Source organism: Desulfosporosinus acididurans (assembly GCF_001029285.1).
Lineage (GTDB): Bacteria > Bacillota > Desulfitobacteriia > Desulfitobacteriales > Desulfitobacteriaceae > Desulfosporosinus > Desulfosporosinus acididurans.
Window position 1 is genome coordinate 129,269 of record NZ_LDZY01000008.1, and the last position, 14,658, is coordinate 143,926.

Consider the following 14,658-nt stretch of genomic DNA (forward strand, 5'->3'; position numbering starts at 1 on the left):
GGCCTGTTGTTTAATGTTGTGCTAATGATTAAAAGAATAAATTATTAGAAGTCAGCTCTCCCATAGACATCCGTTTTTAACAAGATTAGGCTTAAGTCGAGGACTCTTTTTTGACTCTTAAGACTATTCTTACATTAAAAAGTGACTAATATTTTTCAACTTACGGAATACATCTTATTTAGATAATAGACAATGAGACTGATAGGTTGTGATCTATGAGAGAGTTGGCTTTTCTAAATTTAGAGGAAATCTATTTATTTAACCGGGGAGAACTATATAAAGCCTATACAAAGTTTGGAGCCCATATTATTGAGGATAATGGGGTGCTGGGGACCTACTTTGCAGTTTGGGTACCGGACGCTAAGGCAGTTTCTGTTGTTGGGGATTTTAATGATTGGCAGACAAAACAGGATTGGATGCTTGAAATTGGAGATACCGGTGTATGGACACTTTTTATCCCCCAGAAACTTACGGGATTATATAAATTCGCAATTCGGACTAAGAATGACGAAGTGTTCCTGAAATCAGACCCTTTTGCCTTTTATTCTGAGCTTAGACCGTTAACTGCCTCTAAACTATACGCCCTGGAGGGATATCATTGGCGGGATCAACACTGGATATCGCGCCGGAAAGAGAGTCATCCGCAGAATAAACCTCTGCTTATCTATGAAGTCCATGCAGGTTCCTGGCGCAGAAAAAGGAATGGAGGTTTTTATCATTGGCGGGACTTTACTGATGAACTGATACGGTACGTTCTGGAGATGGGCTATACCCACATTGAATTTATGCCGCTGATGGAGCATCCCTATGACGGTTCCTGGGGTTATCAAATTACGGGATATTATTCCTGCTCGAGTCGCTTTGGAACACCTCATGACTTTATGCGTTTCGTTGATTGTTGTCATCAAGCGGGGATAGGAGTGATTTTGGACTGGGTGCCCGGACATTTTTGCAAGGACGGTCATGGTTTGGGTAAATTCAATGGGTCCTCGGTTTATGAAAAAGATGAACATGGAAAATGGGGGACGTATACCTTTAACTTCTCAAAACCTGAAGTCTGGAGTTTTCTTATTGCGAATGCAGTTTTTTGGTTTGATAAGTTTCATATTGACGGGCTCCGTATCGACGGGGTTAGCAGTATGCTTTATCTCGATTTTGAAAAACCGGATAAAGGCTGGGAACGCAACAGTCAGGGGGGACGAGAAAACCTGGAAGCAATCGCTTTTATGCAGAGGTTAAATGAGGTTGTGTTCCATAACTTTCCCGGGGTTCTCATGGCTGCCGAAGAGTCGACCGCTTGGCCCTTAGTGTCCTATCCGACCTATGTCAATGGCTTAGGCTATAACTTCAAATGGAATATGGGTTGGATGAACGATACCTTGCGTTATATGCAGCAGGAATTTGCCTGCCGTAAAGATTACCATAACTTGTTGAACTTTTCCTTAACCTACGCCTTTTCCGAGAATTTTGTTCTGCCCCTTTCTCATGACGAAGTAGTTCATGGAAAAAAGTCCCTTCTTAATAAAATGCCCGGTGATTATGGGCAGAAATTTGCCGGTTTAAGAAATTTAATAAGTTACCAAATGGGACATCCCGGCAAGAAGCTAATGTTTATGGGAGGTGAGTTGGCCCAGTTTATAGAGTGGCGTTATGACGCAGAGCTGGATTGGCTGCTTTTAGGTTATGAGATGCACAAAAAGTTTCAGGAGTATATTAAACACTTCAATAAACTTTATCAGCGTGAAAAGGCTTTCTGGGAAAATGACCAGGAATGGTCAGGCTTTGAATGGATCGATGCGGATAATAGGAACCAAAGTATTTTGATTTTTTGTCGCCGGGGGAAAGATCCCAAGAACTTTCTCATTATAATTATCAATTTTCAGCCTGTTGCCTATGGGAATTTTCGCCTAGGGGTTCCTCGCAGAGGAATTTATCAAGAACTGTTTAATTCAGATCGGGAAATTTTCGGCGGGTCAAACTGTTTGAATAGTGCCCCTATGGTAACTGAGAGGATTCAATGGCATGGCAGGACTTTCTCTTTAAGAATTAAAGTTCCTCCGTTAGCAACTATCATATTAAAACCTCAGTATAACTATAAATTAAGGCGGGGGGGCGTTGCATGTTTACCAACAAAGACAATTTCAAACTGGCGTATCTTACCAAAATCAGTGAAACAGAAGGCATTACCTTAGATGAAAGTTCCTTATGGGACAAATACAAAACATTGGTTTTGATGTTAAAAGAAACAATAAGCTTTAACAGAGCGTTAACTAAGAATTCCACACTGTACACCAAACAAGTTTATTATTTTTCCATGGAGTTTCTAATCGGCAAACTTCTCCGTTATTATTTGGTCAATATGGGTGTCGAAGAATTAGTTAGAGAAGGTTTAGCTGAATTGCACATTGATCTTGATGATTTACTTGAGCAGGAAGCAGATCCCGGACTTGGAAACGGCGGTCTGGGAAGATTGGCCGCATGTTTTTTAGATTCTATGGCTTTTGGGGGAATAGCTGGCCATGGCAACGGTATTCGCTATAGATATGGGTTGTTTGAGCAAAAAATCAGAAATGGTTTTCAAACAGAGGTGGCGGATAATTGGTTGAAAAATGATTATCCCTGGGAGATTCGCCGAGCTGAAAAGAGTATTGTCGTAAAATTTAAAGGTCATGTTCGCACAGAAGTTGTGAAGGGGAAATTAGTGTTTTACCACGAACAATATGAACCCGTTTTGGCGGTTCCCTATGATATCCCGGTCATAAGCTACGATAATCCATTGAATATCAATAATCTCAGACTATGGAGCGCTGAACCATTAAGCAATGAATTGGATCTTGCTTCTTTTAACCGAGGGGATTTCGATCAGGCCGTCAGTTTACGATCTGGGGTTGAGGCGATTTCCTATATTCTTTATCCTGATGACAGCAGTCGTTCAGGAAAAGAATTAAGACTGAAACAGGAATATTTTTTTGTGGCGGCGGGATTAGGGTCGATTATGAAAAGCGTTAAAAAACGAAACCTATTCTTGGCTGAATTCCCTCGCTGGGTGTCTATTCACATTAATGACACTCATCCGGTGTTGTGTATCCCGGAATTAATGCGGATTCTGATCGATGAGGAAGGATTGGGATGGGATCAGGCTTGGAACATTACTGTAAATTCCATCTCCTTCACCAACCATACCATCATGCCGGAAGCCTTAGAAAAGTGGCCGGTAACGTTATTTAAAAATATTTTGCCAAGAATTTTTATGATTATCGAAGAAATCGATCGACGATTTAAGGAACGCAGCGCAAGAAGATTCTTCGATGATCGGAAGATCATCCAGAATACCCAGATAATCAAGGATAATCATATTCAGATGGCTAACCTAGCGGTTATTGGCAGTTCTTCTGTCAACGGAGTCGCTTCGTTACACACCAAAATCCTCAAACAACAGGTATTTAAAGACTATTATCGGATGTTTAGCTATAAGTTTAATAACAAGACCAATGGTGTCAATCATCGGAGGTTTCTCTTAACAGCCAATCCGGTCTTGTCAGACCTAATTACTGAGGCCATTGGCCCGACTTGGAAGAAGAACGCTGAGGAATTGGAAAACCTTCTGATTTATCAGGAGGATGCAGCTTTCTTGGAGAAGGCTGCCAAGGCAAAATATCATAATAAAATGCAGTTGCTTCAATATATTAAAAAAACCCAAGGAATTGAGCTCGATTGCTTCTCGATGTTTGATGTCCAAGTTAAACGGATCCATGCCTATAAACGGCAGCTCCTTAACATTTTAAAAATAATGCATTTATTTAATCAGGTTCAGGAAGATCCAAATTCAGTGCTCGGTTCCCAAACCTTTATTTTTGGCGGTAAAGCAGCTCCGGGCTATCATTATGCTAAAACTATTATTAAACTCATAAATACCCTGGCTGAAAAAATCCATAAGGAACCAAGGGTTAGAGACAAACTCGAGGTCGTTTTTATCGAAAATTTTAATGTTTCTTTAGGTGAACTAATATACCCGGCTGCCGATGTCAGTGAACAGATTTCTACGGCAAGCAAAGAAGCTTCAGGAACAGGGAATATGAAATTTATGATGAATGGCGCAATTACGATCGGCACATTAGATGGTGCAAATATAGAGATAAAGGAAGCGGTAGGAGAAAACAATCTTTTTATTTTCGGCTTATCGGCAGACGAAGTATTACGCTATTCCAGTGAAGGCGGCTATAAGTCTTTAGATCTTTATTATGATAATCAGGATCTAAGACGATGTGTTGATCAACTGGTCAACGGTTTTTTTGCAACAGCCGGCGAAGAATTTAAGGTTATCTTTGATTCTCTTTTGCTCTATAATGATGACTATTTTGTTTTGAGGGATTTTGCGGATTACCTTGAAGTATATAAGCAGCTTCAATCTGCCTACTCTGATCGAAAACGTTGGACGGGAATGTCCTTGGTAAATATTGCTAAATCAGGTGTTTTCTCAAGCGATCGCACAATCAGAGAGTACGCCGATCAGATCTGGAAAACCAGTTTTCGTCCAATTGACTTCAATTTACAGGATAAGCCTTGACTCAATTATTCGGTAAATGCAGAAAGCAGAGAGAAAGGTGAAACTATGCATAAGCAAGAGTGTATTGCAATGCTTTTGGCCGGAGGGCAGGGGAGCAGATTAGGGAGTTTGACGCGTAATATTGCTAAACCCGCAGTTTCTTTTTGTGGCAAGTACCGAATTATTGATTTCAGTTTAAGTAATTGCGCAAATTCCAACATTAATACTGTAGGGGTTCTCACTCAATATAAGCCCTTCCTGCTTAATTCGTATATCGGCCTGGGTTCTGCTTGGAATCTTGACAACCCCTTCGGAGGTGTTCATATTTTGCCTCCCTTCGTGGGGGAACACGAATTAAGTTGGTATAAGGGAACTGCCAATGCCATTTTTCAAAATTTAAAATTTATCGATTTCTATGATCCGGACTATGTGCTCATTATCTCAGGGGATCATATTTATAAAATGAATTATCTCTCTATGCTCAATTATCATAAGGAAAAGGGATCGGAAATTACCATTTCCACAATTGAAGTTCCCCGGGAGGAAGTCTCGCGTTTTGGTATCGTATCTCTAAATGAAGAAGGCAGGATAATAAAATTTACTGAAAAAATTGCGAATCCGGATAGTAATCTGGCATCCATGGGAATTTATATTTTCAACTGGCCAATTCTCAAGCAAGCATTACTAGAAGATGAACAGGATCAAGAATCGGAAAATGATTTTGGAAAGAATATCATCCCTAAACAAATTGCATTAGGAAAAAGATTGTACGCCTATAGGTTTCAAGGTTATTGGAGAGACGTGGGTACCATCGAAAGTTACTATAATGCCAATATGGAATTTTTGGAGGGAGATGAGGCCATTAATCTCTTTGATCCTGCTCAAAGGGTTTTTTCCAATGAAGATATTTTACCGCCGCAGTATATTGGCCCGAAAGCAAGAATTAATAACAGTCTAATCAGTAATGGCTGTGTGGTGCTGGGAGATGTCAGCTATTCAGTTTTGGCCCCCGGAGCTTATGTCGGGGAGGGAGCAAGTATAGAAAATTCCATTTTATTGCCCCATGCCAGGGTCAGTGGTCATACAAAGATCAATAAAACAATTGTCGGTGAAAATGCCAAAATAATGAGTTATTGTTCAATCGGAATTGAACAGGATTCTGGTGTGCGCCAGGCAGGAATTACAGTCATAGAGGATCATTACGTCCTTGGAAAAGGCTCTGTCATTTATGCGGGCAGTAATCTGTATTCAACCCGCTAAAATTTGCCGAGGGGAGGGTAGCAGATGCAAAATGCCATTGGAATCCTCTTTGGAAATAATGGTTCTGATAGTCTCCGAGGGTTAACCTCCGAAAGGTCGATCGCGGCGGTCCCCTTCGGAGGACGTTATCGAATTTTAGATTTTGCCCTATCAAGTATGGTTAATTCCGGATTATGGACAATCGGGTTAATTACTCCCCGTCATTATAGGTCGATACTGGATCATTTGGGAGCCGGTAAAGATTGGTTTTTGGATCGTAAGTCCGGAGGATTGTTTATTTTACCTGGAGCTATTCATGGACTATCCGGGGAAAACGGTAAATTTCGGCTTAAAGACTTACAGCTGAATATTGAATATCTGCAGAAGGACTTGTCCGAAAATATTATTATCAGCGGCTGTAATCATATTTTTAATATCAATTACAATGAGGCTTTGGAAAATCACAGGAATGAGAAAGCTGACGTAACGTTGATATATAAAGAGAGCACAGATCCCTCCGCCATGAAGGGAAAAGAACGTCTTGTCATCTCTGATAATCAAGATGTTCTTGATATTCTGGATGTGAGTGAAACGGAGTCAACAATAGCCTGGCCGCGAAAGCAGAACTATTTTCTGGATATGTTGATTATTCGGCGAACGCTCCTTCTGGAAATTGTCGATGGATATCGCTCAATTGAAGCTATAAATCTGATCGAAGCAATACGTGAAAATATGCGCACGTTAAAAATTATTGGAGTTCCTTTTACCGGTTATTTTGGAGTGATAAATTCAGTTAAAGATTACTTTGATCGGAGCATGGAATTGCTTGATCCGATAATTTGCCGGGAAGTACTTATGGGACATGACAGAATACACACTAAAATTGTGGACAATCCTCCTACGAAGCATGGTCATCAAGCAATTACAGCAAATTCTCTAATTTCCAGTGGATGTATTATTGAAGGAGAGGTCCGTAATTCAATCTTATCACGCGAAGTAATTATTGAAACCGGGGCCAGTATAAGCAATTGTATTATCATGCAGAAATGTAAAGTTTCCAGTGGCTCTCGATTAGATCATGTCATTCTGGATAAATTTGTTCAAGTTTATCCTGGAAATATATTAAAAGGAAATAAAAATTCTCCCTTGGTCGTCCTTAAAGGGTCTTTGGTCTAGGCTTGAGAAAAGAGGGGTACTATGAAAGTTGTTTTTGCTATTGCTGAGGCAGATCCCTTTGTCAAAACCGGCGGTTTGGGTGAAGTAGGAGGTTCTCTGCCCAGTGCCTTGCAAAGACAAGGCGCCGACGTTTGTGTCATTATGCCAAAGTATAGTAATATCCCCGAAAATTTCCGCAAACAATTCCAGCATATTAATCATTTTTACGTTCCTTTAGCATGGCGCAGACAATATTGCGGCCTTGAAGAATTTATCCATAGGGGAGTCCGTTTCTACTTTATCGACAATGAGTATTATTTTAAGCGCAGTAATATTTATGGAGAGTACGATGAGGCAGAACAATATGCTTTCTTTTCACGCGCTGTGTTAGAAAGTCTGACTCATCTGCCGGAGTTTAAGCCCGATATCATTCATTGTCATGATTGGCATACGGCGCTTATTCCCTTGCTGCAAAAGGAGTTTTATGTCAAAGAGCCCCTGTATTACTCACTTAAGACGGTATTTACGATTCACAATCTTAAGTATCAAGGAGTTTTCCCTCAAGAAGTTTTAACGGATATTATTGGTCTTAATGATACGTATTTTACAGAGGAAAAGTTGGAATTTAACGGTAAGGTTAATTTCTTGAAAGCAGGACTGCTTTATGCCGACAGGATTACAACAGTAAGTCCGACCTATGCTCAGGAAATCCAATATTCTTTTTATGGAGAGAGATTGGAAGGGATTATCCAAAAACGCAAAGAATCATTGCTTGGTATTCTCAATGGTATTGATTATCAGGTTTATGATCCTTACACAGATCCTCTGATTTCCTTCCCTTATAGTTTTTCTCCTCAAGCTAAGGACTTGAATAAAAAGGATTTGCAGCATTGTTTAGGACTTCCCGAAAGAGAAAATTCACCGCTTCTGGGGATGGTAAGCCGTCTAGTTGACCAGAAAGGGCTGGATCTCCTCTGCTTTATAATGGAAGAAATTCTGCTGCTTGACGTGCAGCTGGTTATCCTGGGGACGGGGGATAAACTTTATGAAGAGAAATTGCAAACATTTGCCGAGAAATATCCTGGTAAGTTTGTCTTCAGAAGAGAATTTAACGATCAATTTGCTCACAAAATCTATGCTGGAATTGACATGTTATTAATGCCGTCACTGTTTGAACCTTGTGGCATAGCGCAAATGATTGCCATGCATTATGGAACAATTCCCATTGTACGAGAAACAGGAGGATTAAAGGATACGGTGATTTCCTATAATGAATATACGGGCGAAGGCAACGGCTTTAGTTTTGCAAATTATAATGCTCACGAATTACTGTTTGCCGTCCAGCGGGCAGTAAAATTCTATGACTCCGATAAAACCGCCTGGGCCCGATTGCAAAAAAGCGCCATGACGTGTAATTTCAGTTGGGAATCTTCAGCCTCCGCCTATCTTTCTCTATACAAGTCTCTTATTAGGTTAAAAGCCTAAAACTTATTTAAGGCTTTAGGTGGAAGAATTTAAAAATTTTCCTAGGAGAGTTGAAATGGAACTTTTCGCCTATCACAACTCCCATAAGTTATACTTTCGCGCCCCTTTTGGAGCAGTAACCTGTGAGCAGACGATTCTTTTACGTCTGGAAATATGTTCGGTTCTGCCTGTTGAGGACTGTTTTTTAAGAGTTTGGGAGAAGGAACAGGAACGCTTAATTCCCATGGCTGCCCAAAAACCTGCAGTGCTTCCTGACCGAGGCGGAGAGAGGTTAGCTTCAGCTGTCTGCACTCTCAAGGGCTCTGAACAAAGAGTTGTATTTGAAGCGGAATATGTGGTCCCCGGTGAACCCGGTCTTGTCTGGTATTATTTTAAGTTTTCCGTTGGAGGCCAAAATTATTTTTATGGCAATTCTCGAAGATTGGGGGGCGAGGGTCTGCTTGAAGATCACCAACCCCCGTCTTACCAAGTGACGGTTTATTATCCCATGAAAATACCTGATTGGTACCAAAAAGGCATTATGTATCAAATCTACGTCGACCGTTTTTACCAGACCCATGAAGAAGGGTTTCACCCCTATCCCAGAAGAAATGCCCTTATACATGCCAATTGGGATGAACCACCTATCTACGTTAAAGACGAAGAGGGCAGAGTAACCTATTGGGATTTTTTTGGCGGCAGCTTGTTAGGTGTTATAAAAAAGCTGCCTTATCTCCAAGAATTGGGCATCAGCGTTATTTACTTTAATCCGCTTTTTGATGCTCCGAGTAATCATAAATACGATACAGCCGATTATCTTCGAATTGATCCTATGTACGGAGATGAAGAAATCTTTGAGCGGTTAGTACTTGAAATGAGGAATCATGGTATTTCAATCATCTTGGATGGTGTGTTCAGCCATACAGGGAGTGACAGTATTTATTTTAATCGCTACGGAAATTACCCAAGTTTGGGTGCTTATCAATCTAAAAATTCCCCCTATTATCAATGGTATCGCTTTAAGGAAAACAACGAGGACTATCAGAGTTGGTGGAATGTTGACGCGCTGCCGGAAGTGAACGAACTGGAACCTTCTTATCAAGATTTTATTTTTGACTCTGAGAGCGGGGTTCTTCAGAAGTGGATGAAAAAAGGGATCGCCGGCTGGAGACTCGATGTTGCAGACGAGCTGCCGGATAAATTTATCCGAAAATTTAGGGAACTAATGAAATCGCTTAATCACGAGGCAGTCCTTATTGGAGAGGTATGGGAAGATGTTTCAAATAAACAGAGCTACGGCCAATGGCGCGAGTATTTTTGGGGCTATGAGTTGGATGCAGCGATGAATTATCCTTTTCGAGATATTGTTCTCAGCTATATTCTAGGAAAACTTAGTTCCGGCATGGTGCATCTGCGTGTGATGAGTCTGTTCGAGAATTATCCCTGGGAGAATTTCAGGGGGGCGATGAATCTTCTCGGAAGCCATGACCGTGAACGTATTTTGACTCTTCTAGGAGAGGCTCCTCCTGAAAAAACATTAACAGAAACTCAAAAACGTACCTTTAAGCTTACAGCAGAGGCTCGGCGGCTGGCGGTACAGAGATTGAAACTTCTAACTTTAATCCAAATGACCTTTCCGGGTGTGCCCTGTATTTACTACGGGGACGAAGCTGGAATGGAAGGGTATAGCGATCCTTACAATCGGGGGACATTTCCCTGGGGCCAAGAAGACAAGGAAATTCTGACTTGGTATAAAAGGGTTGTTAGCTTGCGCCGCGAATATGAGGCTTTTCAAGCCGGTGATTTTCATTCCTTCTTTTTGGAACCGGATATTTATGGATTTCGACGGTTCTGGAGAGACGAGGAAATTAGCGTTATGGTTAATCGCAGCCTTATACAGTCAAGGGAGATAGCCTTAGATTTTGATTCTTCAGCTGATTATAAATTGAACCCTTTTTGCATCAATCTACTCAGCGGCGAGACTCTTGACAGAGAAGCGGCTCAAAATCCTCAGACCTTGAAACTAGATCCTTTATCCACATTAGTTTTGTTAAAAAAACAGAGCCGGTTGTCGTTTCCCCAGCAGGATTTTTGCCGGGCTTGCGGGATTTTAATGCCTATAAGTTCTTTGCCCTCTGATTTTGGCAGCGGAAGCGGAGATTTTGGCGCAGAGGCCTATGGCTTTATTGATTTTTTAGTGGATACAGGGCAATCGTTATGGCAGGTCCTGCCGTTAAACCCGGTAGGCTTAGGGGATTCTCCCTATCAAAGTGATTCCGCTTTCGCCGGAAACTATAGATTGATCAGTCTGGAACTTCTAATCCGAGAGGGGCTTCTGCAGGAGTCAGCGCTTAAAACGTTTTCTCAAAGCCTGCAATCTCCGGGAAGGTTTAAAGAATCTTGTCTCCGTGAAGCCTTTAAGGTCTTTAGAGTTCAGATTCAAAAAGCTGGCCCGGAATACTATGGGGTGGACTCTAAGTACCTTTCCCGCCAGAACTATGTAAGGTTTCTGAGTAATAACCGCGAATGGCTGGATGATTACGCTCTCTATCGTGCCTTAAAGGCATATTTTCCAAGTACGGCTTGGTATGAATGGGAACCGGAAATAGCTTGCCGCAATCCGGTAAAACTTGCGGAGTATTCTCAACTGCTCGAAGAAGACATGGAATTTCAGCGTTTTGTCCAGTATACGTTTTATTTCCAGTGGCGGTCTCTGAAGGAATATGCGGCAGCTAAGCATATAAAAATGATCGGGGATATTCCCCTGTTTGTTGCCGGCGACAGCTGTGATGTCTGGGCAAACCGCAAATTCTTTAAGTTAGATGAGCGTGGGTTCCCTCTAAAAGTGGCAGGCGTTCCTCCCGATTATTTTAGTGAGACCGGTCAGTTATGGGGAAACCCCGTCTATGATTGGGATGCCTTGGCAGCTCAGGATTATGTTTGGTGGAAGAAAAGAATAGAACTCGCCCTTCGGCTTTTTGATTATGTGCGCCTTGATCACTTCCGCGGCTTTGAATCCTATTGGGAGATCGATGTTAAGGAAGAGACAGCAATCCATGGTCATTGGATGAAGGGACCTGGAAAACGGTTTTTCGAGAGTCTGGCGGAGAGATTTGGAGAACTGCCTTTTATCGCAGAGGACCTGGGGATTATAACAACTGAAGTTACCATTTTAAAAAGGATTTTTGGGTTTCCAGGCATGAAGGTGCTCCAATTTACTTCTCTTGAAGACGTTGACTCCGAAGGCGACATGAATATTGTTTATTACTCTGGTACCCACGACAACGACACTTTGTTGGGTTGGTACAAATCAACGATGATTAGCAGCGGTGAGGAATCTCACTGCAATCAGGAATCAGAAAATGAGAAATTCCAGGAGGAAGGTCTAAAAAGAGCATGTCGTAAACTTATCGAAGAGTTATATCTGAGTCAGGCAGCTTGGGTTATCACCCCGATGCAAGATGTTTTGGGACTTGATTCGAAAGCCAGAATGAATGTCCCTGGGACTGTTAAAGGAAATTGGGGCTGGACATTAAATAAAAATTTGCTGACAACAGAGGTTAAGACCTGGCTTCGGTATTTGGCCAGAAATGCTCAAAGGTAAGCCTCGATAGTGATGAGGAATCCACCCCCACTTATAGAAGTGGAGATCTTAAAAACTGAATAAAATCAAACAGGAACATGACTGGATGAAATATTTTCCAGCATGTTCCTGTTTGATTCAAGCGTAAGACTCCCGTTTCTACGAGTGGGAGTGGTTCCCCTACCTAAGTTCGCTACCTTAATTGCTCGATCCATTGTCTAAAGGAGTCTACATTTGTGAAACAGATAGATGGCTTTAAGTCTATTACTCGCTGGATCTGAGCTGTATTAGCCCAGACAGCTCCGACCGAGAATGTACCGACATTTTTAGCAGCGATGATATCATAAGCCGTATCACCAATATAAGCAACCTCTAAAGGCGAAAAGTCCCAGGCATGGAGAATTTCTTTAATGTGTTTAGGTTTATCTGCACCTTGCTCTGAGCCGGTAATTACTAACTCGAAATATCGGCTCAGACCCGAATGCCTTAAGGAGATAGACATACTTCCGGGACCTTTGCCCGAAACGATAGCCAACTTAATTCCCCGCTGTAAAAGCAATTCCAGGGCATCTTCTATCCCAGGGAAAGGCTCGGCAAACTCAGCGTGGGCTTGATCGTATTCTTCTAGATAACTCTGGAGCCCTTCCTCCCATCTATCAGGAAGAACTTTTTTAAAAACTCCTTCTTCTGAAGGTCCAAACAGGGCGGCGATTTCCTGATCGGAATATTCGCGGCCTAAAAACTTTAAAAGGACCTTGCGAAAACCTGTATAGCAAACGGGCAGCGTATTGAGCAAGGTCCCGTCTAAATCAAAAATGAATCCTTTAAGTTGCATCGCCAGACTCCTTTCGTTATTTATCATCCGTTGCATCGCCGTTGCCAAAAACGGGTATTGTGTCGCCTAAAAACGTTGGTTTAGGTTTAAATACTTTGACCCAAAGAAAATCTTTGTTCCGGGCAGCAATTTCTCTGAGGTTGTAAGCGGTCATTACTTGTCCGTAATCGTGCTTGTCGGAAGCCACTCCATAGGCTTCAAGTCCCATTTCCCGAGCGAGAAAAACTGCTCGCATAAGATGATATTCCTGGGTTACGATGATTACCTTGTGAACTTCAAAAATATCCCTGGCCCGATAAATACTTTCATAGGTACTAAAACCTGCATGATCCATAAAAATGTCCCGGCTTGGTACTCCTTTATTCATCAGATAGTTCTTCATAGCATTGACTTCATCATAATTTTTTCGCCCATGGTCGCCGCTGACTAATAGCTTAGGCGCTTTGCCTTGTTCGTAAAGTTCATATCCTTCTGTTAGACGGTCACCGAGCATAGGTGACGGAGTTCCGTCTGGAGCAACATAGGCGCCTAAAACAAGAATGGCATCTGCCGAAGGAATATCTTTTAGGTTAAGGATGTAGTTCGAGCCGACCTTCTCGACATACTTGTTTACAGCCAGAGCCGTGCTCCCTAAAAGCACTAGAATGACAAGAAAGAGGCAGATAAATTTAGCCAGACGACCCCTCTGTAATTTGACTTTTTTCACATTGAACAATTCATTTTCTTTCGGACTTGACATAATATCTCCCCTTAGTATGTAGCCAATGTATCGAACATTTCTCCAAAACCTTTTATGCCGTACTTGTTAGTTAGTTGTACTTTACACTATTTTCCTTTATTAATCTATAAGTATTAATTTGTAAACATCTTCTATTGCAAAAAATTTAAGCGAGCAAGTTTAAATATCACTAACAGGAAAGCCGACAAACAGTAACTTCTTGCTTCACATCGATATTCCTGATAAACCTTCGGAATTTATGGCAGCGTTTAAGGAGAGTCTACAAAATATTGATAGTTACCTAGTTGGATAGTACAATTATTCCTAAGATCAGCTTCAGCTGATTGAGTTCACTTGAGAAGTCACTGCTAAAAAGTTGCTTAAAATAGATATTTATGACGAGTTTATATAGGCTCGAAATGAGGTATAACATGAAACTGGTTGCTATTGGCGATTCGATTACTGAAGGTTATCCTTTTAGCCGTCAGGAGTCTTGGGTTAAATATCTAGCAGAGGAATTAAAATGCGAGGTAATAAATCAGGGTATTAAGGGGGATTTCACCAAGGGTATGCTCGAACGTTTTGAACGAGATGTATTAACGTACATGCCCACTCATGTCATTGTCTTGGGGGGAGCAAACGATGCTTATGAGGAAATAAGCCTTAAGCAAGTAAGTGAGAATTTTAGGCGCATGATTGAATTGAGTAAAAAGAAGAACATTATCCCTATATTAGGTTTGCCAACTCCCTCGTTATTACCTGAAGAAGAACGCTTTTTAGAGGACTATAGAAAATGGTTGATCGAGTATGCAGCTAAAGAATCAATCCTTATGATTGATTTTTATTCTCCTTTCCGTCTCAGAATCAATGCAGGTCAAGCTGCTGAACTTTTTGTCGATGAAGTCCATCCAAGTAAAATGGGATATGCGTTTATGGGAGAAATTGCTTCTCAAATATGGAAATCATGGAAAATAATTTAGATCGATGTATCTTATAGTATCCTTGCTCTGGTTACATAACTAAAGAAGATCATAGAAAAACCAGGAAACTTATCTATAAATTTACAAGAAATTAATTTGAAATTTAGTGATCAGAGTGCTATGATTGTATAAACCGTT

At 41.2% G+C, this 14,658-nt stretch carries 9 protein-coding genes and 1 other annotated feature (1 of these 10 running past the window's edge); of the genes, 7 read left to right on the forward strand and 2 right to left on the reverse strand.

The genetic code is table 11. The features are described from left to right. Positions 1 to 215 precede the first annotated feature (215 nt). The 6 genes from glgB to DEAC_RS12760 are packed head-to-tail and all read left to right on the forward strand — an operon-like array spanning position 216 to position 12,008. Positions 216 to 2,192, forward strand: coding sequence for a 1,4-alpha-glucan branching protein GlgB (glgB, locus tag DEAC_RS12735; protein WP_047810439.1), 1,977 nt, complete (start codon positions 216 to 218; stop codon positions 2,190 to 2,192). Next, positions 2,120 to 4,567, forward strand: a complete 2,448-nt coding sequence (locus DEAC_RS12740; RefSeq protein WP_047810440.1) for a glycogen/starch/alpha-glucan phosphorylase — start codon at positions 2,120 to 2,122, stop codon at positions 4,565 to 4,567. Before glgB ends, DEAC_RS12740 begins: the two co-directional genes overlap by 73 nt. A gap of 45 nt (positions 4,568 to 4,612) precedes the next feature. Then, entirely contained in the window at positions 4,613 to 5,806 is a 1,194-nt protein-coding gene (locus DEAC_RS12745; RefSeq protein WP_047810441.1) for a glucose-1-phosphate adenylyltransferase, read from the forward strand. A gap of 24 nt (positions 5,807 to 5,830) precedes the next feature. Then, positions 5,831 to 6,961, forward strand: coding sequence for a glucose-1-phosphate adenylyltransferase subunit GlgD (gene glgD / locus DEAC_RS12750; RefSeq protein ID WP_047810442.1), 1,131 nt, complete (start codon positions 5,831 to 5,833; stop codon positions 6,959 to 6,961). Between the two features lie 21 nt (positions 6,962 to 6,982). After that, complete coding sequence (glgA, locus tag DEAC_RS12755; protein WP_047810443.1) at positions 6,983 to 8,425, forward strand: glycogen synthase GlgA; 1,443 nt, start codon at positions 6,983 to 6,985, stop codon at positions 8,423 to 8,425. 55 nt (positions 8,426 to 8,480) lie between these two features. Beyond that, positions 8,481 to 12,008 (forward strand): bifunctional glycogen debranching protein GlgX/4-alpha-glucanotransferase, encoded by a 3,528-nt coding sequence (locus DEAC_RS12760; RefSeq protein WP_047810444.1) that lies wholly within the window; start codon positions 8,481 to 8,483, stop codon positions 12,006 to 12,008. 172 nt (positions 12,009 to 12,180) lie between these two features. Here the strand turns inward: DEAC_RS12760 and DEAC_RS12765 are convergent, their stop codons facing one another. Both DEAC_RS12765 and DEAC_RS12770 read right to left on the reverse strand, forming a co-directional pair. Next, positions 12,181 to 12,822, reverse strand: coding sequence for an HAD family hydrolase (locus DEAC_RS12765; RefSeq protein WP_047810445.1), 642 nt, complete (start codon positions 12,820 to 12,822; stop codon positions 12,181 to 12,183). A gap of 16 nt (positions 12,823 to 12,838) precedes the next feature. Next, complete coding sequence (locus tag DEAC_RS12770; protein WP_083996142.1) at positions 12,839 to 13,561, reverse strand: SanA/YdcF family protein; 723 nt, start codon at positions 13,559 to 13,561, stop codon at positions 12,839 to 12,841. Between the two features lie 410 nt (positions 13,562 to 13,971). Between DEAC_RS12770 and DEAC_RS12775 the strand changes: the two genes are divergently transcribed. After that, positions 13,972 to 14,520, forward strand: coding sequence for a GDSL-type esterase/lipase family protein (locus tag DEAC_RS12775; protein ID WP_083996144.1), 549 nt, complete (start codon positions 13,972 to 13,974; stop codon positions 14,518 to 14,520). Positions 14,521 to 14,647: 127 nt separating this feature from the next. Further along, positions 14,648 to 14,658 (forward strand) — a binding site (T-box leader); it runs 237 nt beyond the window's last position.

Bases quoted from the DNA above. Each gene is read 5' to 3' on its own strand.
- glgD (WP_047810442.1), top strand. From the start codon at position 5,831: ATGCAAAATGCCATTGGAATCCTCTTTGGAAATAATGGTTCTGATAGT.
- DEAC_RS12765 (WP_047810445.1), bottom strand. From the start codon at position 12,822: ATGCAACTTAAAGGATTCATTTTTGATTTAGACGGGACCTTGCTCAAT.
- DEAC_RS12745 (WP_047810441.1), top strand. From the start codon at position 4,613: ATGCATAAGCAAGAGTGTATTGCAATGCTTTTGGCCGGAGGGCAGGGG.
- DEAC_RS12775 (WP_083996144.1), top strand. From the start codon at position 13,972: ATGAAACTGGTTGCTATTGGCGATTCGATTACTGAAGGTTATCCTTTT.
- glgB (WP_047810439.1), top strand. From the start codon at position 216: ATGAGAGAGTTGGCTTTTCTAAATTTAGAGGAAATCTATTTATTTAAC.
- DEAC_RS12770 (WP_083996142.1), bottom strand. From the start codon at position 13,561: ATGTCAAGTCCGAAAGAAAATGAATTGTTCAATGTGAAAAAAGTCAAA.
- DEAC_RS12760 (WP_047810444.1), top strand. From the start codon at position 8,481: ATGGAACTTTTCGCCTATCACAACTCCCATAAGTTATACTTTCGCGCC.
- DEAC_RS12740 (WP_047810440.1), top strand. From the start codon at position 2,120: ATGTTTACCAACAAAGACAATTTCAAACTGGCGTATCTTACCAAAATC.
- glgA (WP_047810443.1), top strand. From the start codon at position 6,983: ATGAAAGTTGTTTTTGCTATTGCTGAGGCAGATCCCTTTGTCAAAACC.